25 protein-coding genes are annotated in these 25,999 nt (G+C 64.0%); 10 read left to right on the forward strand and 15 right to left on the reverse strand.

The genetic code is table 11. From position 1 onward, the window contains the following. The first annotated feature begins 20 nt into the window (after positions 1-20). Positions 21-1,700, forward strand: a complete 1,680-nt coding sequence (locus EPO50_RS26945) for a SulP family inorganic anion transporter (protein ID WP_296349367.1) — start codon at positions 21-23, stop codon at positions 1,698-1,700. Here EPO50_RS26945 and EPO50_RS26950 read toward each other — a convergent pair. The 4 genes from EPO50_RS26950 to boxC form a co-directional block, all read right to left on the reverse strand. Next, positions 1,697-2,053 (reverse strand): hypothetical protein, encoded by a 357-nt coding sequence (locus EPO50_RS26950; protein WP_296349369.1) that lies wholly within the window; start codon positions 2,051-2,053, stop codon positions 1,697-1,699. The two genes, EPO50_RS26945 and EPO50_RS26950, sit on opposite strands and share 4 nt — an antisense overlap. A gap of 110 nt (positions 2,054-2,163) precedes the next feature. After that, complete coding sequence (locus tag EPO50_RS26955; protein WP_296349371.1) at positions 2,164-2,526, reverse strand: hypothetical protein; 363 nt, start codon at positions 2,524-2,526, stop codon at positions 2,164-2,166. Positions 2,527-2,710: 184 nt separating this feature from the next. After that, positions 2,711-4,129, reverse strand: a complete 1,419-nt coding sequence (gene boxB / locus EPO50_RS26960; protein WP_296349373.1) for a benzoyl-CoA 2,3-epoxidase subunit BoxB — start codon at positions 4,127-4,129, stop codon at positions 2,711-2,713. A gap of 23 nt (positions 4,130-4,152) precedes the next feature. After that, entirely contained in the window at positions 4,153-5,817 is a 1,665-nt protein-coding gene (boxC, locus tag EPO50_RS26965) for a 2,3-epoxybenzoyl-CoA dihydrolase (RefSeq protein ID WP_296349374.1), read from the reverse strand. 112 nt (positions 5,818-5,929) lie between these two features. Between boxC and EPO50_RS26970 the strand changes: the two genes are divergently transcribed. From EPO50_RS26970 to EPO50_RS26980, 3 genes are read left to right on the forward strand one after another with little or no spacing between them, the layout of a single operon-like run. Next, on the forward strand, positions 5,930-6,316 hold the full coding sequence (locus EPO50_RS26970; RefSeq protein ID WP_296349377.1) for a GNAT family N-acetyltransferase: 387 nt from the start codon (positions 5,930-5,932) through the stop codon (positions 6,314-6,316). Further along, a complete protein-coding gene (locus EPO50_RS26975) occupies positions 6,313-6,708 on the forward strand; it encodes an Rrf2 family transcriptional regulator (RefSeq protein WP_296349379.1) in 396 nt (131 codons plus the stop codon). The genes EPO50_RS26970 and EPO50_RS26975 overlap by 4 nt, the downstream gene beginning before the upstream one ends. Positions 6,709-6,718: 10 nt before the next feature. After that, entirely contained in the window at positions 6,719-7,423 is a 705-nt protein-coding gene (locus tag EPO50_RS26980) for a hypothetical protein (protein WP_296349380.1), read from the forward strand. A gap of 16 nt (positions 7,424-7,439) precedes the next feature. On the opposite strand, the gene acdA is transcribed toward EPO50_RS26980, so the two are convergent. The 10 genes from acdA to EPO50_RS27030 all read right to left on the reverse strand — a co-directional run bounded on the left by acdA (position 7,440) and on the right by EPO50_RS27030 (position 18,227). Further along, on the reverse strand, positions 7,440-8,633 hold the full coding sequence (acdA, locus tag EPO50_RS26985; RefSeq protein WP_296349382.1) for a 3-sulfinopropanoyl-CoA desulfinase: 1,194 nt from the start codon (positions 8,631-8,633) through the stop codon (positions 7,440-7,442). Between the two features lie 24 nt (positions 8,634-8,657). Continuing rightward, a complete protein-coding gene (locus EPO50_RS26990) occupies positions 8,658-9,236 on the reverse strand; it encodes a peroxidase-related enzyme (protein ID WP_296349384.1) in 579 nt (192 codons plus the stop codon). Between the two features lie 19 nt (positions 9,237-9,255). Continuing rightward, the gene (locus tag EPO50_RS26995) at positions 9,256-10,827 is read right to left on the reverse strand and encodes an adenylate/guanylate cyclase domain-containing protein (protein WP_296349386.1); all 1,572 of its coding nucleotides are present in this window, start codon (positions 10,825-10,827) and stop codon (positions 9,256-9,258) included. Then, positions 10,824-12,326, reverse strand: a complete 1,503-nt coding sequence (locus EPO50_RS27000; protein ID WP_296349388.1) for an adenylate/guanylate cyclase domain-containing protein — start codon at positions 12,324-12,326, stop codon at positions 10,824-10,826. The genes EPO50_RS26995 and EPO50_RS27000 overlap by 4 nt, the downstream gene beginning before the upstream one ends. A 76-nt stretch (positions 12,327-12,402) precedes the next feature. Continuing rightward, positions 12,403-13,494, reverse strand: a complete 1,092-nt coding sequence (locus EPO50_RS27005) for a transglutaminase family protein (protein ID WP_296349389.1) — start codon at positions 13,492-13,494, stop codon at positions 12,403-12,405. Positions 13,495-13,654: 160 nt separating this feature from the next. Then, entirely contained in the window at positions 13,655-14,371 is a 717-nt protein-coding gene (locus EPO50_RS27010; protein ID WP_296349391.1) for an ABC transporter ATP-binding protein, read from the reverse strand. Continuing rightward, positions 14,368-15,096: an ABC transporter ATP-binding protein gene (locus EPO50_RS27015; RefSeq protein WP_296349394.1), complete on the reverse strand. Its 729-nt coding sequence runs from the start codon at positions 15,094-15,096 to the stop codon at positions 14,368-14,370. The genes EPO50_RS27010 and EPO50_RS27015 overlap by 4 nt, the downstream gene beginning before the upstream one ends. Then, a complete protein-coding gene (locus EPO50_RS27020) occupies positions 15,093-16,091 on the reverse strand; it encodes a branched-chain amino acid ABC transporter permease (RefSeq protein WP_296349395.1) in 999 nt (332 codons plus the stop codon). The genes EPO50_RS27015 and EPO50_RS27020 overlap by 4 nt, the downstream gene beginning before the upstream one ends. Continuing rightward, positions 16,088-16,969: a branched-chain amino acid ABC transporter permease gene (locus EPO50_RS27025; protein ID WP_296349397.1), complete on the reverse strand. Its 882-nt coding sequence runs from the start codon at positions 16,967-16,969 to the stop codon at positions 16,088-16,090. Before EPO50_RS27025 ends, EPO50_RS27020 begins: the two co-directional genes overlap by 4 nt. Before the next feature lie 4 nt (positions 16,970-16,973). Next, on the reverse strand, positions 16,974-18,227 hold the full coding sequence (locus EPO50_RS27030; protein ID WP_296349398.1) for an ABC transporter substrate-binding protein: 1,254 nt from the start codon (positions 18,225-18,227) through the stop codon (positions 16,974-16,976). A 71-nt stretch (positions 18,228-18,298) separates the two neighbouring features. On the opposite strand from EPO50_RS27030, the gene uraD reads away from it, so the two are divergent. The 5 genes from uraD to EPO50_RS27055 all read left to right on the forward strand — a co-directional run bounded on the left by uraD (position 18,299) and on the right by EPO50_RS27055 (position 23,812). Next, on the forward strand, positions 18,299-19,180 hold the full coding sequence (gene uraD, locus EPO50_RS27035) for a 2-oxo-4-hydroxy-4-carboxy-5-ureidoimidazoline decarboxylase (RefSeq protein WP_296349401.1): 882 nt from the start codon (positions 18,299-18,301) through the stop codon (positions 19,178-19,180). A gap of 18 nt (positions 19,181-19,198) precedes the next feature. Beyond that, entirely contained in the window at positions 19,199-20,638 is a 1,440-nt protein-coding gene (locus tag EPO50_RS27040) for an NAD-dependent succinate-semialdehyde dehydrogenase (RefSeq protein ID WP_296349403.1), read from the forward strand. A gap of 160 nt (positions 20,639-20,798) precedes the next feature. After that, positions 20,799-21,773, forward strand: a complete 975-nt coding sequence (locus EPO50_RS27045; protein ID WP_296349404.1) for a tripartite tricarboxylate transporter substrate binding protein — start codon at positions 20,799-20,801, stop codon at positions 21,771-21,773. A gap of 114 nt (positions 21,774-21,887) precedes the next feature. After that, complete coding sequence (locus EPO50_RS27050) at positions 21,888-22,511, forward strand: TRAP transporter small permease subunit (RefSeq protein WP_296349406.1); 624 nt, start codon at positions 21,888-21,890, stop codon at positions 22,509-22,511. Then, positions 22,508-23,812 carry a TRAP transporter large permease gene (locus tag EPO50_RS27055; RefSeq protein WP_296349408.1) on the forward strand — a complete coding sequence of 435 codons (1,305 nt, stop codon included), beginning with the start codon at positions 22,508-22,510 and terminating at the stop codon, positions 23,810-23,812. Before EPO50_RS27050 ends, EPO50_RS27055 begins: the two co-directional genes overlap by 4 nt. Positions 23,813-23,816: 4 nt before the next feature. On the opposite strand, the gene dctP is transcribed toward EPO50_RS27055, so the two are convergent. After that, on the reverse strand, positions 23,817-24,866 hold the full coding sequence (dctP, locus tag EPO50_RS27060) for a TRAP transporter substrate-binding protein DctP (protein WP_296349409.1): 1,050 nt from the start codon (positions 24,864-24,866) through the stop codon (positions 23,817-23,819). A gap of 146 nt (positions 24,867-25,012) precedes the next feature. Between dctP and EPO50_RS27065 the strand changes: the two genes are divergently transcribed. After that, positions 25,013-25,996 carry a tripartite tricarboxylate transporter substrate binding protein gene (locus tag EPO50_RS27065; RefSeq protein ID WP_296349410.1) on the forward strand — a complete coding sequence of 328 codons (984 nt, stop codon included), beginning with the start codon at positions 25,013-25,015 and terminating at the stop codon, positions 25,994-25,996. Positions 25,997-25,999 lie beyond the last annotated feature (3 nt).

Here is a 25,999-nt window from a genome sequence, read left to right on the forward strand (position 1 = left end):
CGCCGGGGGGAGAAACCGACATGTCGATCATGCGCTGGATGCCCGGACTGGCAGCGCTCCGGGCCTATCAGCCGTCGTTCCTGCCGCATGATCTGGCGGCCGGCCTGACGTTGGGGGCCGTGCTGGTCCCGGTGGGCCTGGCCTATGGCGAAATGGCCGGCATGCCGCTCGCCGGGCTCTACGGCAGCATGCTGCCGTTGCTGGCCTATGCCCTGTTTGGCAGTTCCCGCCAGCTCGTTGTCGGGCCGGATACCGCAATGTCGGCCATCGTTGCCGTTACTCTGGTGCCATTGGCCCTGGGAGATGGCGGCCGGCTGGCACTGCTCGCCGCCTGGCTCGGCGTGTTGGTGGGGCTGCTCTGCATTCTGGGTGGCGTGTTGCGCCTGGGCTTCGTGGCCGACTTCCTTTCCAAGCCAGTGATCGTGGGCTTCATGCACGGATTGGCGCTGGTCATTGCAATCGCGCAGTTGCCCAAGGTGCTGGGCGTGAAGTCGGAAGGCGAGACGACGCTCGATCAGGCCGTCTCGCTGGTACAGCGCCTCGGCGACACAAATCCCGTCTCACTGGCGATCGGTGGCGGCTGTTTCGCCGTCATCCTGCTCTGCCGCCGCTATCTGCGGCGTGTACCGGGGGCTGTCGTGGCGCTCCTCGTTTCGGGCCTGATCGTTGGTCTCGTCGGCGCCGATCGGTTGGGCGTTGCCGTGGTCGGACACATTCCGACCGGATTGCCGGCTCTCTCGCTGCCGGTACTGACGCTCGCCGATTTCGAAGACCTGCTGCCGATCGCGCTTGTGACGGCAATGCTCTCCTTCTCCGACACGATGGTCACGGCCCGCGCCTTCGCAACGCGCAATGGCTACCGGATCGATGCCAACCAGGAACTGATCGGCATCGGCGTGGCCAATCTCGCCTCGGGCGTGACTCAGGGCTTGCCGATCAGCGCCAGCGACTCGCGTACGGCAGTCGCCGAAGCCTCCGGCGGTCGCACGCAGGTCACTTGCATCGTCGCCGGAGCCGTCGTGGTTGGCGTAATGCTGTGGCTGGCGGGCCTGCTTCGCTATCTGCCCTCGGCGGCATTGGGTGGTGTGCTAATGGCCTCGGCCTGGACACTCTGCGACTTCGGCGAATTCAGACGGCTCTGGCGTTTCCGCGGCATCAGCCTCGCCGCCGCGCTGGTGACACTCGTCGGTGTGATCGTGCTGGGGATCATGGAAGGCATTCTGATCGGTGTCGTGTTCGCGCTTGTCCTGCTGCTGCGCGCCCTGGCCTTTCCGCCCGACGCCGTACTCGGGCGTACGACAAGCGGAAGCTGGCACGATATCGCGCACCGCCCTGACGCCACGACTCAACCTGGATTGCTGGTCTATCGCTTCTCCGCGCCGCTTTTCTTCGCCAACTGCAACCTCTTTCGTGAACGCATCGAGTCGTTGGTCGAAGCAACACCTGGGGTGAAGGCTGTCGTCGTCGACTCCAGCGCCATTCACGATATCGAACTGACGGCCATCGACATGTTGATCGAGCTGGAACGCGACTTGCGCGAACGCAGCATCCGTTTGGCATTCGGAAACCTGCGGGATCGGGTGAGACGCGATATCGAACGTGGCTTGCCACCGCTCCCGGATGGCGATGAGCTGGTCTACGCCACCGTCGCGGACGCCGCCCACGCGATGACGGCGTCCGGTATTTTAGCTAGCAACTAGAAGCTGATGACGACCTTGCGGTCGGTCGGATCGCTCATGCCATCGCCCGCCTTCTGGAGTGGCTTGGCCACGACCGGGCGAACGCTGATTCGGTCAGGCGACACGCCCTGAAGCACCAGTTCGTTCTTCACGGCTTCGGCATAATCGGCGCGGCCCTGGATCTGAATGGCCCGCGACTTCGACGCCGTAATGGCCTTGCGAACCGTATCCTTCGCACTGGCGGTCAACGGCTTGTTGCCGCTGCGGTCGACGAACACCGCATACTCGGGATTGTTACTCTGGCTCATCGCTGCAGAAAACGGCGCCGCCACGAGGACGCTGCCGAGCACGATGGCAATGCTGAGCTTGCGCATTACCTGTCTCCTTTCCTGTGACCCAGATAACGCCGGGGCCACAGGGAAGTTTCCTGTGCAAAAACGGCGGATTCCGGCGGAAATGGGGCGCTTCCCACTCCGCTGGACTATTAGTCGGCCGACCGCATCATCTGCACGCGATAGGTGCCTTCGGCGGTTTCCATGCCGAGCGGTTCCAGTCGAACGGCAATCGCCCGCACGCTCACGCTGTTGCCACTGGCGACCGTGTAGGTCTTGCCCTTCGGAGCATCTTCACTCTCTTCGTCTTCGTCTTCTTCCTCATCCTCTTCTTCTTCTTCTTCTTCGGACTCGTCAGAAGCCTCGTCTGCGTCCTCTTCCTCTTCGGTTTCTTCTTCCTCGAGGTGTTCCAAGGACGTGAGGCAATGCAGGACGACGGCGCCGCTGCGGACCTCGACGGTGGTGAGGGTGGTGTACGTCTCGTCGTGCACGTCGACGATGACGCTGTCGGTCATGTGCGGGTCATCCTTCCGCAGTCGGAAGATACCGGCGGCCGTATCCGAGAGAGCCTTGTTTTCCATGCTGCTACCCCTTCGCTCGGGCGGCGACATGCCGCCGCCTCGAGCGAGTCGTAGCAACCGGAGTCTTGAGGAACGTTGACCGGAAGATGAACCTTGAGCGTCGTCTGGAAGACAGTCCCTAATTGAACCTTACATACTCGAAGTCTGCCGCCTGGTTGTTGATGCCGCGCGCGGGCGGGGCAATCCAGTGGGCGAACTTGCCAGGCTGCGTGACGGCCGGGCCCATCAGCGACGTGATATAGGCGCGGTCTTCGTCGGTCGGCAGCCACTTGCTTTCGTTGGCCTTCCACTCGGCCTCGGAGAGCAGCTTGCCGTCGGGCGAGACGCGCTGGCCCGCAAAGGCGCCGATACGGCGGTCGAAGCCGCGGTGCGGCAGCTTCATCTCGAAGTTGATGCCGGCCTTCTCGATGGCCTTGTTCCAGCGCACCACGCCCCGGGCGCAGTCTTCGATATAGTCCTGGCGCAGCCGTTCGTTCAGCGCCTGCAGCGCCGGCACGGCCTTCTTCACGATGCGGCCGTCTTCGATGGTCTCGATCTCGTAGGTGTCGTTGACCAGCAGATGGTCGTCGCCGATGCGCGTCTCGAGGTACCGGCCCTTCACACCCTGGGTGTAGTAGTTGGCGGCGTTGGTCGAGGCTTCCTGACCGAACAGATCGAGCGACACCGAGAAGTGGAAGTTGAGATACTTCTGCATGGTCGGCAGGTCGATGGCGCCGAGCGCGCGGACGTCGTCTGTCTTGTGCTCCTTCATCAACTCGCAGGTGCGCTGGATGATGCGGCCGACGCCGGTCTCGCCCACGAACATGTGGTGCGCTTCCTCGGTCAGCATGAAGCGGCAGGAGCGCGCCAGCGGATCGAAGCCCGATTCGGCCAGCGAGGCGAGCTGATACTTGCCGTCGCGGTCGGTGAAGAAGGTGAACATAAAGAAGGAGAGCCAGTCCGGCGTCTCCTCGTTGAAGGCGCCGAGGATGCGCGGCTTGTCGGGGTCACCCGAATGCCGCTCCAGCATCGCCTCGGCTTCTTCACGGCCGTCGCGACCGAAGTAGGCGTGCAGCAGGTAGACCATCGCCCAGAGGTGACGGCCTTCCTCGACGTTGATCTGGAAGAGGTTGCGCAGGTCGTAGAGCGAGGGCGCGGTCTTGCCGAGCAGCCGTTGCTGTTCGACCGATGCCGGCTCGGTGTCACCCTGGGTGACGATCAGGCGGCGCAGGGTCGAACGGTGTTCGCCGGGCACGTCCTGCCAGGCAGGCTTGCCCTTGTTGTCGCCGAAGGCGATCTGGCGGTTCTGGTCGCGCTCGGCCAGGAAGATGCCCCAGCGATACTCCGGCATCTTCACGTAGCCGAAGTTGGCCCAGCCATTGGCGTCGGTGGAGATCGCCGTACGCAGATAGACGTCGAAGGCGGAGGTGCCGTCCGGCCCCATGTCCTTCCACCAGTCGAGGAAGCGCGGCTGCCAATTCTCCAGCGCGCGCTGCAGGCGGCGGTCACTCGAGAGGTCGACGTTGTTGGGGATGAGCTGGCTGTAGTCGATGGCCATGGTGTCCTCCTTGCGCGCGTCGTTCAGGCGCGCTTGCGGTCGTACTTGCTCTGCTTGCCCGTGCCGTAAAGCTTCAGCGCGCCCTCGGGGCCGGTGGCGTTGGGCCGCTGGAATATCCAGTTCTGCCAGGCCGAGAGGCGGGCGAAGATCTTGGTCTCCATCGTCTCGGGGCCGGGGAAGCGCAGGTTCGCTTCCATGCCGATCAAGCCGTCGGGCGAGAAGCCGGCACGTTCCTCGACGGCCAGCCGCACCTCGTCCTCCCAGTCGATATCGTCGGGCGTGAAGGTGACGAGGCCAGCCTCGTCGGCAGCTTCGGCGTCCAACGCCTCGCCGATCGCCTCCTCGAGTTCGTCGACGTGGGCTGGCTCGGCCAGGAAGCGCGTCGCGAGCCGCGTCAGGCCGTTGCCCATCGGATAAGGACCGAAATTCATCGAGGTGAGCCGGATCGTGGCGGCAGGCAGGTTCGAGCCGTCGAACACGCCGTCCAGCATGTAGGAGCGGTCGGCCGCCAGCACGAGTTCGAACAGCGTACCGGTGAAGCAGGAGCCGGGCTCGACCAGCGCGATCAGGCTGCGCGAACTGACATCCAACCGCTTCAGGGTGCGCTTCCAGTAGAGCACGATCTCGCGCACAAGCCAGTTCGACGCCTCCTTGGCCAGCAGCGCGTCGTAGGCTTCGACCAGTGCGGCATCGCCCTGGCTCTGCAGCACCCAGGTGCCGATCTCGGTCTCGTTGAGGCGCAGATGCATCATCGCGTCGTCGAGGTCGCGGGCCAGCGCCAGCGGCCAGAAGGCAGCGCCCTGGGCGTGGATTGCGGCAGCATCGGCCGGTGGTGCAGTGGCGGGGCCGTTGACGCGCAGCTTGGCCGACCGGCCTTCGCGATCGATCTCGACCGTAAGATGGCCGTAGCGAATCGTATCGCCTTCGATGCTGCGTTCGACGGCGGGCAGGGCGATGCCCTTGGCGTCCTTCGGGCGAGACGATTTGGCCGCGACGTCTTCGGCCGTCTTCTTCGTCTCGTCGACCAGCTTGGAGGGCGGCACCAGTCGGTCGACCAGTCGCCATTCCTTGGCGCGCTTGCCGCGCAGGCCTTCCGCCGTGGTGCAGAAGAAGTCGGCGTGATCGCGGCGCACCAGACGCTTGTCGACCAGGCGGGTCAGGCCGCCGGTGCCCGGCAACACCGCGAGCAGCGGTAACTCGGGCAGCGACACCGCACTCGAACCATCGTCGGCCAGCAGAATCTGCTCGCAGGCCAGTGCCAGCTCGTAGCCACCGCCGGCGGCGATGCCGTTGATGGAGCAGATGTAGGTCTGGCCGGAGTGGATGCTGGCGTCCTCGATGGCGAGCCGTGTCTCGTTGGTGAACTTGCAGAAGTTCACTTTGTGGTCGTGGGTGGACAGGCCAAGCATGTTGATGTTGGCGCCGGAGCAGAAGATGCGGTCGCGCTGGGAGCGGATGACGACGGCGCCGATCTCGGGATGCTCGAAGCGCAGCCGCTGCACCGCGTCGGCCAACTCGATGTCAACGCCGAGGTCGTAGGAGTTGAGCTTCAGCTTGTAGCCGGGCTTCAGCCCACCATCCTCGTTCACGTCCATGGTGAGGTAGGCGACGCCGTTTTCGAGGGCGAGCTTCCAGTGGCGATAGCGGCTGGGCTCGGTCCGGAAATCGATGGGCGCTGTGTCGGCCATGGCGTTCCCTATTTCTGTAATTCGGTACTGAAATACCTATTTACTTTCCTCGCCGCAAGAGCATTCTTCTCCCCCAGATATGGTTGCGATCCGCCCCGCTCAAGCCTCTGATTTGTCGGCAATTTCCGCTCTGGACGAGCGGCTGACCGGCTTTTCCAAGCCGGCCTACTGGCAGGATATGCTGGCCCCGGAGCGCCATTTCCTGGTGGCGGAGAGCGATCGCGGAGCCTTGGCTGGGTTTATCGCCGGCGAGGTCCGGGCCTGGGAGTTCGGCCAGCCGGCGGCGGGCTGGGTGTTCGCAATCCAGGTCGATCCCAAGACCCGGCTGAAGGGCGTGGGTACCGCGTTGTTCGAGGCGCTGGCGGCGCGCTTCCGGCAGGCCGGCGTAACGCGGCTGCGCACCCTGGTCGACCGCAAGGACCATCTGATCCTCTCCTTCTTCCGTGCACAGGGCATGGTCGCCGGACCGTCGCTGCAGCTCGATATGGAATTGCCGTGAAGCTGCAGACGGCGACGCGGCTTGGTCTCTACGCGACGCTCGAACTGGCTCGCGATCCCGAACGCACGCTTTCGGCCGCCGACCTTGCCGAACGGTTCGGTGTTTCGTCGCATCACCTGGCCAAAGTCCTGCGCACGCTTGCGACCGCGGGCCTGGTGCAGGGCGGGCGCGGTGCGGCCGGCGGCTACCGCTTCATCGGCAATCGCCGCCGCACGACCCTGATGGACATCGTGGCGCTGTTCGAGCCAGCCCCCGGCAGCCGCGCCAAGGAGCCAGGTGAAGACACCGAGATCGGCGGTGCCCTGCAGCGCGTGCTGACGGAGATCGACGAGATTGCCGAAGCGACGCTGCGTTCGGTGAGCCTCGAGACTATGCTGAAGCACCCGATGTAAGAGGGTGGGAATGTTGATCCGCTGGATTTGTCTTTTCGCCGTCGCGATGCTATCGCCCGCCCTCGCGCTGGCCGACGATACGGGCAAACTTCCGCCCACCTGCGTGCCCAAGAATTGGAATGAGGTCGAGACGTGGCGCGACTGGGCCAGCCATACACCGCCCGCTAACCAGAAGAACTGGGCCGAGGAGAAGACGCGCTGGGTGAACAACCGCGACGTCTGGCGGAATCTGGACAAGCTCTACATAGCCGTCACCGGCGGCAAGGTGGTGACGCTCACCGACTGTCCGTTCGGCGACGAGATGTATTTCTACGTCTATGAGCACTACGACGAGAATGGTGCGTTCCACCTCGTGCGCACCGTGTTCTATGAAGATCACCTCTTCACGCTGGTGATGCGCAAGACCGGCAAGCTGATCGATCTTCCCGGTCCGCCGGTCTGGTCACCGGACAAGGCGCGCTTCGCCTATGGCGTCTGCGATCTGCTGAACGGCAAGGACAATCTCGCCATCCTGCGACCCACAGGAGATGGCGTGAAGGCCGAGATCGAGACCACGATTCCCTGCGGCCTGGGCGAGTGCCAGCTGGCCTGGGAGAGCGCCTCGGCGCTCACGGCTACCTGTTTGAAGTCCGGCGATCAGGGCAACGAACGCAAGCGCGTGCGCTATGCCAAACAGGGTGACAAGTGGGTGGCCACGACGACGACGTTGAAATGACGCGCCGCCGGAAGGCTTACTCCTTGCCCCAGCCGTCCCGCGTCTGCGGCAGCTTCTTCTTGAGCAGCGCGCCCGCCACGACATTGCGCAGCACCTCGGCGGTGCCGCCGCCAATGGTGAACATGCGCACGTCGCGGGCCATGCGTTCTAGCGGCAACTCACGCGAATAGCCTCGGGCGCCGAAGAACTGCAGCGCCTCGTTCACGACCTGGATGGCGCTTTCCGAGGTGAAGACCTTGGCCTGGGCTGCCATCAGCATGTCGGGAAAGCCCCCTTCGCCCGAGCGGGCGGCGTTGTAGACCAGCGCCTGTGCTGCCGAGAGCTTGATCGACATGTCGGCGAGCTTCCACTGCAGGCCCTGGAACTCGTTGATCGGCCGGCCGAACTGCTGGCGCTTTTCCGACCAGTCGAGCGCGAGCTGATAGGCCCCTTGGGCGATGCCCAACGCCACGGTCGCCGCGCCAACGCGCTGGCTGTTGTAGGCGTTCATCAGGTCGGCGAAGCCCTTCTTGAGGCCGCGCGGCGGGATCACCAGCGAGGAGGGCGGGACATCCATGTCCTCGAAGTCGATGACCGCTTCGGGGATGCCACGCAGACCCATGGTCGGCTCGCGCTTGGTGATCTTGAGTCCCTTGGTCTCGTCGCGGATGGCGAGAAAGCCGCCGATGCCCTCGAACGTGCCTTTCTCGTCGTAGACCTTGGCGAAGATCAGATGAAGGCGCGAGACGCCGCCGCCGGTGATCCAGTGCTTGCGGCCGTTCAGGACGTAGCGATTGCCCTTCTTGTCGGCGCGCGTGGTCATGCCGTTGGCGTCGGAGCCGGCCTCCGGCTCGGTGATGCAGATCGCCGGCTTGTCGCCCGACAGCACCATGTCGGCTGCCATCTTCTTCTGCTCTTCCGAGCCATAGGCCATCACCGCGCTGATCGCGCCCATGTTGGTCTCGACAGCAATGCGGCCGGTGACGGCGCAGGAAGCGGACAGTGCCTCGATCGCCAGTACCGCGTCGAGCCAACCTTTGCCCTGGCCGCCATATTGCTGCGGAATGGTCATGCCGATCAGCTTGGCGTCTTTCAGCAGATCGACATTATCCCAGGGATACTGCTCGGTACGATCGACCTCCGCCGCTCGCTTCGAGACGGGACCTGATGCCAGCTCGCGGGCACGAGCCTGCAGTTTCACCTGATCGGGCGACAGTCCGGACGCGTTCATCGCAGCAGCCTTTGCAAGAAGTGACTAGCGGCCCAGCGTATAGAACTCGTCGTTCGGACGCATCCGGGTGACGTTCGCCATACGATTGGACAGCGCGAAGAACGAAGCAATCGCCGCAATGTCCCACACGTCATCGTCGTTGAAGCCGTGCTTGGCCAGGGTGGCGAAATCGTCGTCGCCCACGGCATAGGCCTCGAACGACACCTTCATGGCGAAGTCTAGCATGGCGGTCTGGCGCGGCGTGATGTCGGCCTTGCGATAGTTGATGGCGACCTGATCGGCGATCAATGGGTTCTTCGCCCGGATACGCAGGATGGCGCCGTGCGCGATGACGCAATACTGGCACTGGTTGGCGTTGCTCGTCGCCACGACGATCATCTCGCGCTCGGCCTTGGTCAGGTTGCCGGGCTTGTCCATCAGCGCGTCGTGATAGGCAAAGAAGGCCCGGAACTCGTCCGGCCGGTGCGCCAGGGCGAGGAACACGTTGGGAATGAAGCCGGACTTCTCCTGAACGGCGACGATCCGCTCTCGAATGTCGGCAGGCAGGTCGGCCAGAGCAGGAAGGGGGAAACGGCTGGCGGGCAGCGAAGCAGGGGAAGACATAAATCGATCTCCAGCGAGGTCAGGCATTTGCAAGGCGCGGTGAGGAATAGCCTCTCGTGCCGCTGGGATCGATGCTGAAGATCGCCACAGGTTCGCTGCGACCGCGAACGACCACACTGCCCAAGGGGCTGAAAGAAAATTCCCCGTTGCAGTTCGAGCGGGTGCTTTCGGAAACCAGGATCCGCGTGCCGTGTTGCTTGTTCAGTTCCTCGAGCCGTGCGGCAAGGTTCACCGTATCGCCCAGCAAAGTGAAGCTCATACGCTGGCCGGCGCCGACCGAACCGCCGATCACGCCGCCGGTGCTGATGCCGATGCGCGTTGCGAACGACATGCCGACGTCGCCGAAGGTGCGGCTGCCGACCGCGCGCTGGATATCGAGGGCAGCCCGCACGGCCGCCGAGGCGTGGCCATCGCAGGCCAACGGCATGTTGAAGGACGCGAACAAGCCGTCACCAATGAAGGTATTGACCACGCCGCCGTGAGCGCGGATGGGCGCCAGTACCGTCTGGAGATATTCGTTCAGGGCGATCACGAGCTGGTCTGGCGGCAGGTGCTCAGCAATCGTCGTGAAGCCTTCGATGTCGCTGAACAGGATCGTCGCATCGCGCGTCTCGCCAGCCAGGACACCAGCGCCTTCGCGCCGCAGGATGGTGGCGGCGACACTTTCATCAACGTAGCGGCCGAAGGTCTCGCGAATGCGCTCCCGCTCCCGCAAGCCTTCGATCATGTTGTTGAATTGACCGGTGAGCTCGCCCACCTCGTCGTTCGAGGTGACAGGGATGCGCTGGCTGAGGTCGCCCTTGCTTACCTTGGTCATGGCTTGAGAGAGGGTGCGCAGCGGCCGTAGCAGCGAGCGGCTGATGTAGAAGGCTGATATCGAGACACCGACGACGGCCGAAGCGACGTCGACAAGGATCTCCATTTGCTGGCGATCGCCCTGGTAGGAAAAGAGATCGACCAGAATAGCCGCCAAGGGGCCGATCGAGATGACGACCAGCGCGACTACCAACTTGTTCCTGTAGCGGCCAAAGAACAGGCCGAGATTGCGGCCCTGATGCCGGAAGATGAAGGTGCAGAGCTGCGAGAGATAATCGCTGACGACGAAGTAGGTGAAGGTGAAGTAGAGCACCATCAGCACGGCACAGGTCGCGATGAAGTCGGCAATCGCCGGCACCGGAATGTTCGAGGCCGTGGGGCCGGCCCACAACGGCGAGGAGAGGCGGACGGCCCAGGTGATGAAGGTGAGTGCGAACACCCGCTGCGCCGTCAGCAGAGGGAGCTGCGTCAGCCGTCGCTGCACTTCGTCGAAGGGAATCTCGCCGTTGAGATAACGCCGAACCGGCTGAAAGAGCCGGGAGATGGCGAGGAAGTTGATGCCGACCAGCATGAGGGCGCCGAATCCCACGACGATCGGATAGTTGCGCCAGGTGTTGGCGATGACGGCGTAGATCGTGACGATTGACAGGTCGAGGAAGAACACCGACGTCGCCATCCAGAAATAGCGGCGGCTGATCGCGGCTACCTGTGCAGGCGTGGCCGGAATGATGCCGGAAGAAGACGCCGAAGAAGATGCGGTCGAGGTGTCGCTCATGCCGGAGGCCCCACACGATAGACAACGACGTCGCCACGATGGCCGCGCACGTCCGTGACACCCAGCCGCTCGCAGCCTTCGACGGCGCCGGCCGCGAGCACCGTACTCTCGGCCGCCAGGATCGTCGTGCCGAACTTCTTGTTGAGCTGTTCGATGCGTGAGGCGACGTTCACCGCATCGCCCAGCAACGTGTAATTCAGTCGGTTTTCAGTGCCGATCGTGACGCCGATCACCGGTCCAGTATTGATGCCGATGCGGGTCCGCAGTCCGGCCTTGCCGGCGAAGGGGGCGGCCGCAAGGGCTTGCTGGATCTCGATAGCCGCGTTCACGGCGGCAGCGGCATGATTGGCGATCGGCAGGGGCAAGTTGAAGCTCGCGAACAACCCGTCGCCGATGAAATTGTTCACAACGCCGCCATGACGCTGGATCACCGGTACGACGGTGCCGAGATAGGTGTTGAGCAGCGCCGCGATCTCTGTCGGCGTGGCCCCCTCCGAGAGACCGGTAAAGCCTTCGATGTCGGTGAACATCAGCGTGGCTTCGGCGGTCGTATCCACGGTGCGGCCGCTGCGTCCGCTGTTGCCGAGGATCGCGGTCGCCACGCTCTCACTCACGTATTTGCCAAAGGTATCGCGCAGATACTCCCGCTCGGCGAGGCCTTCGACCATCTGATTGAAGCGGCTGGCGGCATGGCCGAGCTCGTCATTGGTCGTGACGGGCAGGCGCACGGTGTAGTCGTCCTCGGCGACCCGCCGCAGGCCGCCATCGAGGCGATCGATCGGCCGGGTCAGCGCCTGGGAAATCCAATAATAGACGAAGGCGGCACCGGTCAGGGTGAGGGCGATGTCGGACGTGGCCTCGCGTATCAACCGCGCGCCCGAATAGCTGGCAATGTCGGCGGCCAGCAGGATCAGGCCGGAAAACGACAAGAACACCATGGCCAGCGCGACCTTGTTGCGAAACCGGCCGTGAAATGTCGCCATGTTGACGCCGTGTATCCGAAACAGGTGTTCGCACAAACGGTCGAAGTAGGCACTGACGACGAAATAGGTCAGCACGACATTGAATAGGGCACCGACCACGATTGTGGCGATGGCGTCTGTCAGCTGTGCCGGCTCCAACGTGGCGCCGAAGGAGATGCCGAGCTGATGAGAGAGCACGCGCATTGCCAGCATGGGAGTGTAGAGCACCCCCACGACGATGGCTGAATTGTAGGGCAAGCGGGCGAGTTGCGATTCGATCTGTCCGAACCTGGTCTCGCCCGAGACGAACCGCATGACCGGACGGATCAGCCACCAGGCACCCAAGCCGACGCCCACCAGCAAAAAGCAGGAGGCGATCACCAGAGTCGGGAACAGGATTTCAGGAGCCTGGTGAATCAGCGCGTAGATCGCGTCTGAAATCACATCGACCGCAAACGGCACCGCCATCGCCGCATAGTATCGGCGCTCGATGCTGGCCGACGCCGCAAGCGGCGCCGCATCGGTCGTGGCGGTCATCCCGCCGATATAGTGTGGAAAGCGGTCGAGCGGAATGGCTCCACCGCTTTCCTCCCCATTTGAACCGGAAAAGACTTTACGCTGTCAGTTCGCGTGCAGTGATGCGGTAGCGGAACTTGTCGGGATCGAGCGAATCGAGGAATCCCGACCGGTTCTCGGCCTGCGGGTACATCAGGAAGGCGATGGGTGGCTCCTTGGAGCCCGGCAGCTTCAGATCGTGCGCGACATTGTAGGCAAGCCAGTTGCCTTCCCAGGAACCGAACAGGGCACGACGGGCAGCAACGACCTTCGGATCGGTCATGGCGAGGTTGGCCGGTGGTTCCTCGAGGACCACCTTGCGCACGTCGGCCGGATCGACAGGGGTCCAGCCGGAGCCTGCGAGCCAGACCTCGGCGCGGCAATGCTGGGCCTTGGAAACGACCTCGGAGCCGGCGCCCAGCGCCTTGAAGCCGAACTCCGACGGCATCACGCGGATGCCATAGACATCGCGCGCCGGCAGACCGGCTGACCGGGCGAGACCGACATAGAGCGCATTCAGGTCTGCACACTTGCCGTTCAGGTTGCCGGTCTTGATCATGGTCGTAATGTCGCCGACGCCGCAGCCCAAGGTCTTGGCATTGCGGAAGGTATTTTCGACCACCCAGTCGTAGATCGCGCGTGCCTTGGCGACGTCGCCCTGCTTGCCACGCACGATCTCGTCGGCCGTCTCCTTCACGATGCCATCGGTTGGCAGGAAGGTGGTCGGCATCAGGTTCAGCTTGCGCTCGGCATCGCTCAGCGCAGGCGCGTTGCCCTTGCCCGGCACGACCGAGCGATTCTGGGCCTGGACCTGTGCGGTAACTTCGATCACGGGCGACGACTGATCGGCGGCCCATTCGACCCGCAGCATCTCGGTGCCATACTTGGGATCGCGCACGCGTTCGGCAACGCGCGCATTGCCTGTCCAGGTGACATTGCCCGGCCGCTGCCAGTCGGAGGCTTCAAAGGTCGGCAGCGGTATCCATGCCTTGGTGGCGCCTGCCGTCGGCTCGACCTTGGTGGTGAGCACGTAGCTGCGCCAGCCTTTGGGAACAGGGGCATAGGTGACGGCCTGCGCCGAGGCCAGGCGTGGTGCCAAGCCCAGCGCGCCGGCGGCAACGCCAGCCTTCAAAAGGTCGCGACGATTCATCTTTCAATCCTCCCCAATGGCGATCATTGCCGGGGAGGATGGTCTTTCCCGTCGTCAGGAAGGATCAGGGCCGTCCCGGATCAAGCCCGCGTCGCACGCGACAGCGGCAAGTACCGGAAGGGCGAGGATTGCAGCGCCGCGGCGGCGCCGTCAATGTTTCCTAGAGGCCGAGATAGGCTTGGCGCACGCGATCGTTGGTCAACAGCTCGGCGCCCGGCCCGTCGAGCTCGATGCGGCCGTTCTCCAGCACATAGCCACGATGGGCGATCTTGAGCGACGCCATGACATTCTGCTCGACCAGCAGAATGGTGAGACCTTCCTCGTTGAGACGACGGACGATGCGGAACACTTCCTGCACGATCGTGGGGGCGAGGCCGAGCGAGGGTTCGTCGAACATGATGAGCCGTGGTTGACCCATCAGGCAGCGCCCGATCGCCAGCATCTGCTGCTCGCCGCCAGAGAGCGTGCCGGCGGCCTGCTTGCGTCGCTCGGCAAGCCGCGGGAACAGGGTGAACACCCGTTCCAGTGTCTGTTTCTCGGCGGCGCGCGCATGCCGGGGCGTCGCGCCCATCTCGAGATTTTCTAGTACCGAAAGATTGGGGAAGACCTGCCGCCCTTCGGCGACATGACCGATGCCGACTTCGCAGACACGATAGGAAGGCCAGCCGGTGATGTCCTGACCATCGAAACGGATCTTGCCCTGCGCCGGCTTTTCGATGCCGTGGATCGCGCGAATGAGGGAACTCTTGCCCGCACCGTTGGCGCCGACGATCGCCACGATCTCGCCGGTCGCGATGGTGAGCGAGACGCCGGCCAAAGCCTGGGCGTCACCATAGTAGAGGTCGATACCATCGACCTGCAGGAGGGGGCCGCTCACGCTTCTTCCTCGCCGAGATAGACGTCGAGGACGGCCTGATGGCGCGCGATCTCCGCCGGCGTGCCTTGCGCGATCTTCTCGCCGTAGCTCACGACAACGACTTCTGCCGCCAATGCCATCACGGCGCGCATCACATGCTCGATCAGCAGGACGGTGAGACCGGTGCGTGCGTTGAGGTCGCGCAGAAAGGCGACCATCACATCGACCTCGGTCGGGCGCAGGCCCGCCATGACCTCGTCGAGCAGCAGCAACTTGGGCTCGGTCGCCAGAGCCCGCGCCACTTCGAGGCGCTTGCGATCGGGCAGGGTGAGGCTTTCCGCGGCCTGGTTGCGCCGGTCATGGAGGCCAAGCCCCTGCAGAATATCGGCGGCGGCAGCACGGGCGTCGGTAAGGTTCGGCCGCCGATGCAGGGCGCCAACCGTCACGTTCTCCAGCACGCTCAGCCCCTTGAAGGGCTTCACGATCTGGAAGGTGCGGCCCACGCCGGCATCGCACACGAGGTCGGGGCGCAGGCCGGAGATCTTCTTGCCGTCAAGGTTCACCTGGCCGGCATCCGGCCGGTAAACCCCGGCAATCATGTTGAAGATCGTGGTCTTGCCTGCACCGTTCGGACCGATCAGCGCGTGGATCGCTCCGGCCGGCACGGCGAAGGAGACATCGTGCACCGCACGCAATCCACGGAAGTTCTTGCCGACGCCGGCAAGTTCGAGGTGCGCGCCGCTCACCGCCGCTTCTCCCCGAAGCCGAAACGGTCGGCGAGCCATGGCCAGACACCAGCGGGGCGGTACATGACGATGATCAGCAGGGCGAGGCCGTAAAAGATCTGCTTGATGCCCGAGATATGGAAGACTTCGCTGAGGTCGGTGAAGATCTCACCGAGGCCGGTCAGCACGACGGCGCCGACGATCGGGCCGAACAGCGTACCGAGTCCGCCGATGATGGGCGCCAGGGTGAATTCGATGGATCGGCCCATGGCGAAGGCCGTCTCGGGGAAGAGGTTGTTGTAGTAGAAGGCGTTCCAGACACCGGCCAGCGCCGTCATCGCGGCCGAGATCACCACGGCGATCATCTTGCAGCGAAGCACCGGCACGCCGACAGCCTGGGCCGCCTCCGCATCCTCGCGAATCGCGAGCCAGTAGCGGCCGAGCCGGCTTTCCAACAGGAGACGGCACAGGATGAATGCGCCGACCGCGAGCGCCAGGATCACGTAGTAGAAAAGGATCGGCCCGCCACGCAGGTTCAGCAGGTTGACGGTGGCGTCGACCTTGAGGAACAAGCCGCCCGAACCACCGACCCAGCCCCAGTGATCGAAGGCGATACGGGTGAATTCACTGAAGGCGATGGTGAGCAGCGCGAAGTAGACGCCGGCCAGGGAGAAACGGAAGCCGAGATAGCCGACAACTGCACCGGCTGCGGACGCCGCCGCAACGGCGACGAACAGCCCAGCCCACGGGCCGATGCCATAGTGGAAGAAGAGGCCGGCCGCGATATAGCCACCGAGCCCGGCATAGAGAGCATGGCCCAGCGAAAGCTGGCCGGCGAAGCCCATCATGATGTTCCAGGCCTGACCGACATAGGCGAAGTAGAGGATCAGGATCAGGACGGAGAGGCCGTATTTGCCGAGAACGGCCGGCGCGACCAGCAAGCCCACGAGCAGCAGGCCAAGACACCAGAGCGCACGCGAGGGCACGCCATCGGTCAGGCGGCGTAGCAGGTTCATTGGCTGTTCTTGCCGAGCAGGCCCTGCGGCCGGAGCAGCAGCACCAGGATCAGGATGCCGAAGCTCACCATGCTCTTGAGGGAGGGCTGCAGCAGGAGGCCGGCCACGGCCTCGCTGACGCCGATCAGCAGGCCGCCCAGCAGCGCGCCGGTCATGCTGCCGAGTCCGCCCACGATCACGATCACGAAGGCGAGCAACGTGTACTCAGCGGCGAGGAAGGGCGTCACCGGGATGATGGTGATCATCAGTGCGCCGGCGGCACCCACGCAGGCGGCGCCGACACCGAACGTGAAGGCGTAGAGACGCTTCACGTCCAGGCCGACGACGAGGGCGCCCATGTGATTGTCAGCGGCGGCGCGGATCGATTTACCGATGCGCGTGCGGGTGAAGAAGAGCCAGAGAAGGCCAGCAATCGCGACCGCAACCAGCGCCGCATGCAGGCGCACGGCGTCGAACACCAGGGGGCCGAGTTCGTAAGAATCGAACTGCGACTCCATCTGCACGCCCCGCGAATCGGGGCCAGCGATGGCAAGGCAGGCGTTGACCAGAAGGATGGCGATCGCCAGCAGCAGCAGGAACTGCTGATGCTCGGGCCGGCCGATGAAGGGCGAGATGACGCCGCGCTGCAGGGCATACCCTGCAACGAAGAAGACGGCGGCGATCAGCGGCAGGCTCAGCATCGGCGAGACCTGCAGATATTCGAAGCCCATCCAGGCGAGGTACATGCCGACGACCATCAGCTCGCCATGCGCGAAGTTGACCACGCGCATGACGCCGAAGATCACCGACAGGCCAAGCGCCATCAGCCCGTAGACCATACCGGTCAACAGGCCCTTGGTGATCGCCTGGGCGAGCGAGAGAAGAAAGTCGGACGTCAAAGTGCTAGGTGCGCCGCTTGTCGTTCCAGCTGGGCATCGGGAAGACCAGCGGGGCAGCCGCGGACTCGAGCGGCAGGACGACGGTGGGCTTGCGCTTCAGGTTCTCGACCGCCGAGGCCTTGATGTTGACGTTCTGGCCCTTGGCGTCGAACTGGATCGGCCCTCCGATCATGACGTGCTGGTCGATCTTGCTCTTGCGCAGGGCTTCCATCAGGTCACCCGGCTTGGTCGACTTGGCGGTGAGCCAGGCGTGGGCGGCGATCAGGATGCCTTCGAAGGTGAAGCCGCCGTTCAGGTCGAGCTGGTCGTTGGGATATTTGGCGGCGTGGCGCTTCTCCAGCGACTGGGTCATGGCCGACTTCGGGTCAAGCCACGGCACGTTCGAGATCATGAACTCGCCGTACTTGCCCATCGTCTTCAGGAAGTCCTGCTCGTAGAGGCCAGGCGCGCCCGGGTTCAGGACACCCATCGGCTCCCAGCGCTGCTTCACCATCTCCTGCACGAGGAGCTTGGCGTCGTTGAGGCGGCTCACCGGCAGCAGCAGCTCGGCCTTGGTCGCCTTGGCCTTGCCGACTTCGACGGCGAGGTCCTTGGCCGCTGGATCGTAGCTGATCGTGTCGACCAGCTCGTAGGGCATGTCGAGCTTGGGGAAGAGCGCCTTGATGCCGTTGATCATCGACGTGCCGAACGTGTCGTTCACGCTCATCAGCACCGCCGTCTTCGGCGTCTTGCCCGAGACCTTGAAGATCTCCTTGTGCAGCGCCAGCGCGCCGGTGATCAGCATCGGCGCCGTCGGGAAGTTACGCACAACGAACTTGTAGCCCTGCTCCGTGATCTGCGGCGCTGCCGCGATGTTCACGATCAGCGGCACGCCGCGCTGTTCGCAGACCTGGGCGATGGCGATGGTCTGGCCGGAGTCGAAGGCACCGACCAGCATGTGGCAGCCGGCATCGATCGCCTTCTCGGCCTGCGTGCGCGCCACGTCGGGCTTGGTCTCGGTGTCGTAATTCACGATGTCGATCTTCACCGGCATCTTCATGTCGGCGAACACCTCGTTGGCGACGTCGGCGCCACGGCGGCAAGCCTGGCCGATCTGCGCCTGAAGGCCCGACGTCGGCAGCAGCAATCCAACCTTGAGGTTGGCCGGTCCGCCCTGTGCCAACGCCTGACGGATCGGCAGCGGCGCCCCAAGGAGCGCGGTACCGGCCAAGGTCGCCTGTCCGAAGCGACGGCGGGTGAATGTGTTGCGGCCGGTCATTGCGGCTCCTCCCTTTGAATTTGCTGGCCGGACTATAGAGACGGACCGGCCGCCGTGCTAGGTCGGCCGGCATGATGCATACGCTCGCCGACCTCAACCATGCGGCTTCCGCAGATTTTTGCGCGGCCGTTGGCGAGACGTTCGAGTTGGCACCCTGGGTGGCGGAGACGGTGGCCTCGAAGCGACCCTTCGCCAGCGTGACGGCCTTGCATGAAGCCATGATGGGCGTCGTGCGTGCCGCGCCGCGTGAGCGTCAGCTCAAGTTCCTGCGCGGACATCCCGATCTGGCCGGCAAGGCGGCCCGCGCCGGTACGCTCACAGATGATTCGCGGCGCGAGCAGGCAAGCGTTGGCCTCGATTCCTTGTCGGAGATGGATTTTCAGCGGTTCCATCGCCTGAATGATGCCTATAAGGCGAAGTTCGGCTTTCCCTTCATCGTCTGCGTGCGTCGACACACACGCGATTCGACCCTCGACCAGTTCGAGCGCCGGCTGCGCCACGACGCAGCCGGCGAATTCGCCACGGCCCTGCAGGAGATCTTCTTCATCACGCGGTTGCGTATGGCGGCCAAGGTGACGGGCGAGGGTATGCCCAGGGTCAATGGACGCCTCAGCACGCATGTTCTCGACACACATGCAGGTCGGCCAGCGGTCGGCATCGCCGTCGAGCTCTACGAATTTGCCGGCAAGCAGGCACATCTGATCGCGACCGCAGTGACCAACGCGGATGGCCGCACCGATGCGCCGCTGATCGGCAATCGGCCGCTGCCGATCGGCCGATATGAACTGCAGTTTGCGGTTGGTGACCACTTCCGCAGCAGGGGCATTGAGCAAAGCGACCCGCCGTTTCTCGATATCGTGCCTTTGCGCTTTTCCATTGCCGAGCCGGAGGGGCATTATCACGTGCCGCTGCTCTGCACGCCCTGGAGCTATTCGACCTATCGCGGAAGTTAGAGAGACGGAGGAGAAACAATGACGAGCTATAGCGACGTATCCTTGATGATCGACGGCGCCTGGACCAAAGGCGCTAACGGCCGGACGATTCCGGTCATCAACCCGGCGACGGAAGAAGTGATCGGCCAGGTCGCGCATGCCGAGAAGAGCGATCTCGATCGCGCGCTCGCCGCCGCCGAGAAGGGCTTCCAGCAGTGGCGCAAGGTCTCGCCGTTCGACCGCTACAAGATCATGCGCAAGGCCGCCGAGCTGATGCGCCAGCGCGCCGACGAGATCGCGCCGATCATGACCTTGGAGCAGGGCAAGCCGGTGATCGAGGCCAAGGGTGAGACCATGCTCGCCGCCGACATCATCGAGTGGATGGCCGAGGAAGGTCGCCGCACCTATGGCCGCATCGTTCCGGCGCGCTTCGAGAATGTGTACCAGCTCGTGACGAAGGAGCCGGTCGGTCCGGTCGCCGCCTTCACGCCGTGGAACTTCCCGATCAACCAGGTGGTGCGCAAGGCCTCGGCCGCGCTGGCCACGGGCTGCTCGATCATCGTCAAGGGTCCGGAAGACACGCCCGGCTCGTGCGCCCAACTCATCAAGGCCTTCGTCGATGCCGGCGTGCCGGCGGGCGTCATCCAGCTCGTCTACGGCGTGCCGTCGGAGATCAGCGAGTATCTGATCCCGCATCCGATCATCAAGAAGGTGACCTTCACGGGCTCGACGCCGGTCGGAAAGCAGCTCGCGGCCCTGGCCGGCGCGCACATGAAGCGCGTCACCATGGAACTGGGCGGCCATTCGCCGGCCATCGTGTTCGAGGACGCCGATGTCGATCAAGCAGTGAACATCCTGGGCGCCAACAAGTTCCGTAATGCCGGGCAGGTCTGCGTCGCGCCGACCCGCTTCCTGGTGCACGAGAAGGTCTATCCGGAGTTCGTCGAGAAGTTTACGGCCTACGCCAAGAACCTGAAGGTCGGTAACGGCCTCGACGCCGACACCCGCATGGGTCCGCTCGTTGCCGAGCGCCGCCTCCATGCCATCGACGGCTTCGTGAGCGACGCCATCGCGAAGGGCGCCAAGGTCCAGACCGGCGGCCAGCGTAAGGGCAACAAGGGCTACTTCTACGAGCCGACCGTCCTGACCGACGTGCCGCTCGACGCCAAGATCATGAACGACGAGCCGTTCGGCCCGCTGGCGCCGATCTCGCCGTTCAAGGATTTCGACGGCGTGATGAAGGAAGCCAACCGTCTGCCATGGGGCCTCGCGGCCTACGCCTACACCACGAACAGCAAGACCATGACCAAGGTCGGCGCTGCTTTCGAAAGCGGCATGGTTTCGATCAACCACCATGGCCTGGCGCTGCCGGAAGTGCCGTTCGGCGGCATGAAGGACTCGGGCTATGGCTCCGAGGGCGGCATCGAGGCGCTCGAGGCCTACCTCAACACCAAGTTCATCAGCCAGCTCGGCATGTAGGCCCGACCGACTTCGACGAAACGAAGCCCTTCTCCGAGCGATCGGAGGAGGGCTTTCTTTTGCGAAACTCCTCGCCCTTCGGAACGACGGACAATCGGCCGCTCGCCTTTTGCTCGCCACGACCTATATCGGTGCCGTCTTTCCTTGGGGGTGCAGACTGATGAAGCGCAGAGATCTCCTCGCAGGCCTTGCCGGCGTTCCACTCGTGGCCGGTCTCGGCGCAACGGCGGCAGCGCAGGAAGCCTATCCCAACCGGCTGGTGAAGATTTTGGTGCCCTTCGGGCCGGGCGGTTCGACCGATATCATCTCACGCCTGATCGGCAAGCAGCTCGAGACCATGACGGGCAAGCCTTTCGTCGTCGAGAACAAGCCCGGCGCCACCGGCATGATCGGGACCACGCAGGTCAAGAATGCACCGGCCGACGGCTATACGATCCTGCTCGGCTCGACCAGCACGCTGGGCGCCAATCCCAGCCTCTACAAGACGATGACCTACGATCCGTCGGACTTCACGACGGTCGCCGTCAACGGGGCTACCGGCAACTTCATGCTGGTGAAGCCAGACGCGCCGTACAAGACGGTGAAGGAGTTCGTCGAATACGCCAAGAAGCAGCCCAAGCCGCTCTTCTCCGGCTATGGCAACGCCTCATCGCGCGTTCCCGCGGCGCTGTTCGAGGTCACGACCGGCGTGAAGTTCGAGGAAGTCGCCTATCGCGACGCCGTTGCTTCGATCCAGGATCTCAACGCGGGCCGTGTCGACTGCGTGTTCCCTGACCAGGTGGTGGGCGAGAGCTATGTCCGCTCGGGTTATGTGCGCGCGTTGGCCGTCACTTCGAAGGAGCGCTCGCCGCTCTTCCCCGATGTTCCCGCGATCGCCGAAACCTATCCGAGCTATGTGATCATTGCCTACTCGTGCTTTTCCGTGCGCAAGGAGACGCCCGATGACATCAAGAAGAAGCTGAACCGCCTGATCATGGATGCGATCTACGAGCCGGCGATTCTGGAGCGTGTGAAGCAACTCGGCTTCATCCCGCCGCCGAAGGATTGGACCATCGAGCAATGCGATGCCTTCGTGGCCAAAGAACGCGAGGATTGGACCAAATACATCAAGCTCGCGAAGATCGAACCGCAGTGAACTTTCTCGCGCTTACCGTGCGGATTGAACGAAAACCCGGGGCGGACTAGCCTCTACCCATGCCTGCAGCACTGACGACCCGAATACGGGCGGCTGCAGGCGGGGGAGGAGAGCATGCCGGGAGACGGGACGACCGCCTTGGCGGTAGCGCACCGCTATTGGTCGCGGCTCGAAGATGGGATGAACCTGATCGCGGCCGCGGCGATCTTCTTCCTGATGTTTGTCGGTGTCTTCCAGATCATCGGGCGCACCGCCTTCAACACCGCCATCTACGGCTATATCGACTACATGGAGCAGGCGAGCGCGTTGTTCGCCTTCCTGGGCATCTCCTATGCCCAGCGGGTCGGCGCCCATATCCGCATGGACCTGCTGCTGCGTGGCTTCTCGCTGCGCTTCCTCTGGTCGATGGAGCTGTTCGCGGTCCTGGTGGCCATGCTTGCCATCACCACCCTGATCGACTCGACCTGGCAGAACTTCCTGCGCGCCTACCAGCTCGGTGACTCGACGATCGACATCAAGTTGCCGGTCTGGCCGACCAAGCTGCTGGTGCCCTTCGTGCTGGCGGTCCTGTGGGTGCGGCTTGCCCTGCAGGCGGCCGACTATGCACGGCTGATCCGCTTTCCCAATGCTGCGCCGATCGCGGTCCCGGTGATCGAGACCATCGAGGTGCAGGCGCAGAACGAGATCCAGGAAGCGCTGGGTCGAGAAGAGAAAACGGCAGGGGAGAAGCGGCCATGAGCGTCGAACCGCTGACCCTGGGCATCCTGGGCTGTGCTCTGCTGATCGCTCTCTGCGTGATAGGCGTGCGCATTGCCTTCGCCGCCGCCGTCGTCGGCGCCTTCGGGCTCGCCGTCCTGACAGGCTTCGGTCCCGGCCTGCAGACCGCCGGCGTCGTGCCGCATGCCTCGGTCGTGAACTACACGCTGAGCGTCCTGCCGATGTTCATCCTGATCGGCTACCTCGCCTACTACGCCGGCATCACGCAGGCTGCTTTCGAGGCGGCGCGACGCTGGCTGGGTTGGCTGCCGGGCGGTCTGGCAATCGCTACGGTCTATGCCGTCGCGGGCTTCTCTGCCGTCTCGGGCGCCAACACCGCGGCCGCGGCCGTCTTCGCCAAGGTGGCGATCCCCGAGATGCTGAAAGCCGGTTACAACAAGCGGCTGGCGGCCGGTGTCGTCGCGGCCGGCGCCACGCTCGATTCACTGATCCCACCCAGCGCGCTCCTGGTGGTCTACGGCATCATTACCGAACAGTCGGTCGGTAAGCTGCTGGTCGCAGGCTTCGCGCCCGGGATCTTTTCGGCCTTCGTCTATACCGCGATCATCCTGGTGATGTGCTGGCGCAACCCGAGCTATGGCCAGCCGATCCGCGGTTATACCTGGCCGCAACGCTTCAAGTCGCTGCCCGGCACGCTGCCCATCGTGCTGGTGATCGCCATCATCTTCTATTCGATGCTGTTCGGCTGGGCGACGCCGACTGAAGCGGGAGCGTTGGGCGCACTCTGCGTCTTTGTCATCGCGCTGATGAATGGCATGAAATGGCCCGAGCTGCGCGGTGCGTTACTCGAGACGGCGCGGCTCACGGCCGTGATCTTCACGGTCATATGGGGCGTGTTGATCTTCGTGCGCTTCCTGGGCTTCGCAGGCCTGCCTGAGCAGCTTGCGACCTGGGTCACCAGCCTCAACGTGCCGCCACTGGCGATCCTGCTCGCGATTTATGCGATCTATTTAATCCTCGGCACGATCCTGGAGGGCGTCGGCATGTTCCTGCTGACGCTCCCGGTCGTTTTCCCCGTTGTCGAGGCGCTGGGCTACGATCCGATCTGGTTCGGCATCATCCTGGTGAAGCTGAACGGAATCGCCACTCTGTCACCGCCTGTCGGGCTGGTCGTCTTCGTGGTAAACGGCGTGCGGCCAGACATCTCGGTCGCTGATATCTTCCGAGGTATCTGGCCTTTCATCATTGCCGATATCATCACCATCGCCTGCCTGACGGCCTTTCCCGAGATCGTTACCTTCATTCTGGAAGCGGCAGGCTGATCGCCTACGACTTCGGTTCAACTCCGGCCTGCTTCAACAGGAAGTTGAGCAGCTCGCGCCCGGGGATGCCTTGGGCTTCGCGCTTCACGACCCACTCCTCCCAGACCGGATCAGCGCCGGCCTTTCGGAAGGCAGCCAACTCGTCTGGTGTGAACTTGAGGAAGGTGAGTTTCTTCTTGAACAGCGGGATGTTCTTGTCGTCGGCCTCGGCATAGGCCTTCTTGACTGCCGCATGGCCCAGTTCACGGGCCTCCTCGAGAAGTGCCTTGTATTGCGGTGGCAGCTCGGCGTAGCGGTCGACATGGATCAGGGTCGGGCAGCCAACCGAACCCAGCATCATGTTCTCGGTGAACCACTTGCCGACCTCATAGGTCCGGTACGACTGGTGCGCGTAGGTCGAGGGAAAGGCAGCGGCGTCAACCGTGCCGCGTTCGAGCGAGGTATAGACCTCCGTTGCGTCGACCGAGGTCGGCACGGCGCCGAGTTTGCGCATGGCTTCGCCGATGCCGGCGAGCGCACGCACGCGCATCCCCTTGAAGTCCTCGACCGTCTTCGGCGCCTTGCCGCGGCCGACGAACTCGTTGTTGGGCAGCAAGGCCGACATGTAGGGGATCGCATTCCAGCCAGCGAACTCCTTCAGCACCAGCGGGTGCTTGTGGAAGGCATTGTGAACCTTTTCCTGCACCGTCGTGTCCGGGATCGGCAGGAAAGGAAGATCGAGCGCCGAATAGACCGGCAGTTTTTCCGGATGGTAGGAGGCGCAGATGTTGGTGGCGTCCAGGCTGCCGATCTTCAGGAGGTCGAGCAGTTCCTTCGGATTGCCGAAACTCTCATAGCCGATCTGGATCTTGAACTTGCCGCCGGTGCGTTCGTCGAGGAACTTGCGCAGCGTCTCGACATTCTGGGTGGCAGCGCGCGGCTTGCCCCAGGCGCCCAGCTTCCATCTCACTTCCGGCCCATCGACGATCTTCGCCTGGGCGAACGCACTACCCGACCACGCAACTACGCTGGCTACCACGACGGCAGCGATGGCCATGCCCTTGAGACGGTGCATTGATGCCTCCCGATGTTTCCTCCAAAACTTCTTCTTTGGTCTGGCCGCCGTAGCGGCCAACCTGGAAAGCCTACCTCATCGGCAGACGGGACGGTAGCGACGGCTCGACCGTGCCGTTAAGCTCCCGGCCGCATGGGTGGGACGACATGAACCGGATCTCGCGGCGCACCGCGCTGATGGCGTTGGCGGCAGCCGGCATTGGAGCAGCGGCAGGGGGAGCGCGTGGCGCAGGCTGGCCGACGCGGCCTGTCTCGTGGATTGTGCCCTTTCCGGCTGGCGGCGGTTCAGACATGTTCGCCCGTCCCATCGCCGTGCGGGTGAGTGATCGCCTCGGCCAGTCGATGGTGATCGAGAACAGGCCTGGCGCCGGTGGCACGATCGGCACGGCCGTGGCAGCGCGAGCGGCGCCAGACGGATACACGTTGCTGGTCGGCGATACCGGCCTCATCTACGCGCCAGCCGTTTATCCGAAGGCCGGCTTCGACTTCACACGCGATTTCGCGCCGGTCGCTGCCTTCGGGCGGGTGCCCTATGTGCTGGTGGTCAATCCCGCGCACCTCGATGTCCGCGATCTCGCAAGCTTCATCTCGGCGGCCAAGGCGAAGCCGGGCTCGATCGATATTGGTTCGGCAGGCCTAGGCACCGTCACTCACCTGGCCATCGGTCTGTTCGAGGATCGAGCCGGGATCGAACTCAACCACGTGCCCTATCGCGGCGGCGCGCCGATGCTCCAGGATCTGCTGGCCGGCCAGATCGCAGCTGCCTTCGTGTTGCTCAGTCCGGTCGCAAGCTACGTAAACTCCGGCAAGCTGCGCGCGCTTGCGATCGCTAATCGTCGCCGCGATGCCTTGCTGCCAGGGGTGCCCACCATGCACGAGGCGGGCCTTGCCGAGTTCCGGATGACGACCTGGTTTGGTCTGTTCGCGCCACGGCGAACGCCTGACGAGATTCTCGATCGGCTGCACGGTGCCGTGCAAGCCGCACTCGTCAGTGACGACGTCCGGCGCCTGTGGCTCAGCCAGGGCGCGCGCGTCGAACTGGAAAGCCGGGCCGCGTTCACTGATTTCATTCAGCGCGAGAGCGTGCGGTGGAACCGCATCGCCAAGGCCGCCAACATCGAGATGGAGTAGCCG

The organism is Reyranella sp., assembly GCF_004297405.1.
Lineage (GTDB): Bacteria > Pseudomonadota > Alphaproteobacteria > Reyranellales > Reyranellaceae > Reyranella.

What these genes read in the sequence shown, in the direction of transcription:
- EPO50_RS27045 (WP_296349404.1), top strand. Translation starts at nt 20,799, where the DNA reads ATGAAGCGCAGAGATCTCCTCGCAGGCCTTGCCGGCGTTCCACTCGTG.
- acdA (WP_296349382.1), bottom strand. Translation starts at nt 8,633, where the DNA reads ATGAACGCGTCCGGACTGTCGCCCGATCAGGTGAAACTGCAGGCTCGT.
- EPO50_RS27065 (WP_296349410.1), top strand. Translation starts at nt 25,013, where the DNA reads ATGAACCGGATCTCGCGGCGCACCGCGCTGATGGCGTTGGCGGCAGCC.
- EPO50_RS27005 (WP_296349389.1), bottom strand. Translation starts at nt 13,494, where the DNA reads ATGAATCGTCGCGACCTTTTGAAGGCTGGCGTTGCCGCCGGCGCGCTG.
- EPO50_RS27020 (WP_296349395.1), bottom strand. Translation starts at nt 16,091, where the DNA reads ATGAACCTGCTACGCCGCCTGACCGATGGCGTGCCCTCGCGTGCGCTC.
- EPO50_RS27030 (WP_296349398.1), bottom strand. Translation starts at nt 18,227, where the DNA reads ATGACCGGCCGCAACACATTCACCCGCCGTCGCTTCGGACAGGCGACC.
- EPO50_RS26980 (WP_296349380.1), top strand. Translation starts at nt 6,719, where the DNA reads ATGTTGATCCGCTGGATTTGTCTTTTCGCCGTCGCGATGCTATCGCCC.
- EPO50_RS26955 (WP_296349371.1), bottom strand. Translation starts at nt 2,526, where the DNA reads ATGACCGACAGCGTCATCGTCGACGTGCACGACGAGACGTACACCACC.
- boxB (WP_296349373.1), bottom strand. Translation starts at nt 4,129, where the DNA reads ATGGCCATCGACTACAGCCAGCTCATCCCCAACAACGTCGACCTCTCG.
- EPO50_RS27055 (WP_296349408.1), top strand. Translation starts at nt 22,508, where the DNA reads ATGAGCGTCGAACCGCTGACCCTGGGCATCCTGGGCTGTGCTCTGCTG.
- EPO50_RS27050 (WP_296349406.1), top strand. Translation starts at nt 21,888, where the DNA reads ATGCCGGGAGACGGGACGACCGCCTTGGCGGTAGCGCACCGCTATTGG.
- EPO50_RS26995 (WP_296349386.1), bottom strand. Translation starts at nt 10,827, where the DNA reads ATGAGCGACACCTCGACCGCATCTTCTTCGGCGTCTTCTTCCGGCATC.
- EPO50_RS27040 (WP_296349403.1), top strand. Translation starts at nt 19,199, where the DNA reads ATGACGAGCTATAGCGACGTATCCTTGATGATCGACGGCGCCTGGACC.
- EPO50_RS26990 (WP_296349384.1), bottom strand. Translation starts at nt 9,236, where the DNA reads ATGTCTTCCCCTGCTTCGCTGCCCGCCAGCCGTTTCCCCCTTCCTGCT.
- EPO50_RS27000 (WP_296349388.1), bottom strand. Translation starts at nt 12,326, where the DNA reads ATGACCGCCACGACCGATGCGGCGCCGCTTGCGGCGTCGGCCAGCATC.
- boxC (WP_296349374.1), bottom strand. Translation starts at nt 5,817, where the DNA reads ATGGCCGACACAGCGCCCATCGATTTCCGGACCGAGCCCAGCCGCTAT.
- EPO50_RS26945 (WP_296349367.1), top strand. Translation starts at nt 21, where the DNA reads ATGTCGATCATGCGCTGGATGCCCGGACTGGCAGCGCTCCGGGCCTAT.
- uraD (WP_296349401.1), top strand. Translation starts at nt 18,299, where the DNA reads ATGATGCATACGCTCGCCGACCTCAACCATGCGGCTTCCGCAGATTTT.
- EPO50_RS26950 (WP_296349369.1), bottom strand. Translation starts at nt 2,053, where the DNA reads ATGCGCAAGCTCAGCATTGCCATCGTGCTCGGCAGCGTCCTCGTGGCG.
- dctP (WP_296349409.1), bottom strand. Translation starts at nt 24,866, where the DNA reads ATGCACCGTCTCAAGGGCATGGCCATCGCTGCCGTCGTGGTAGCCAGC.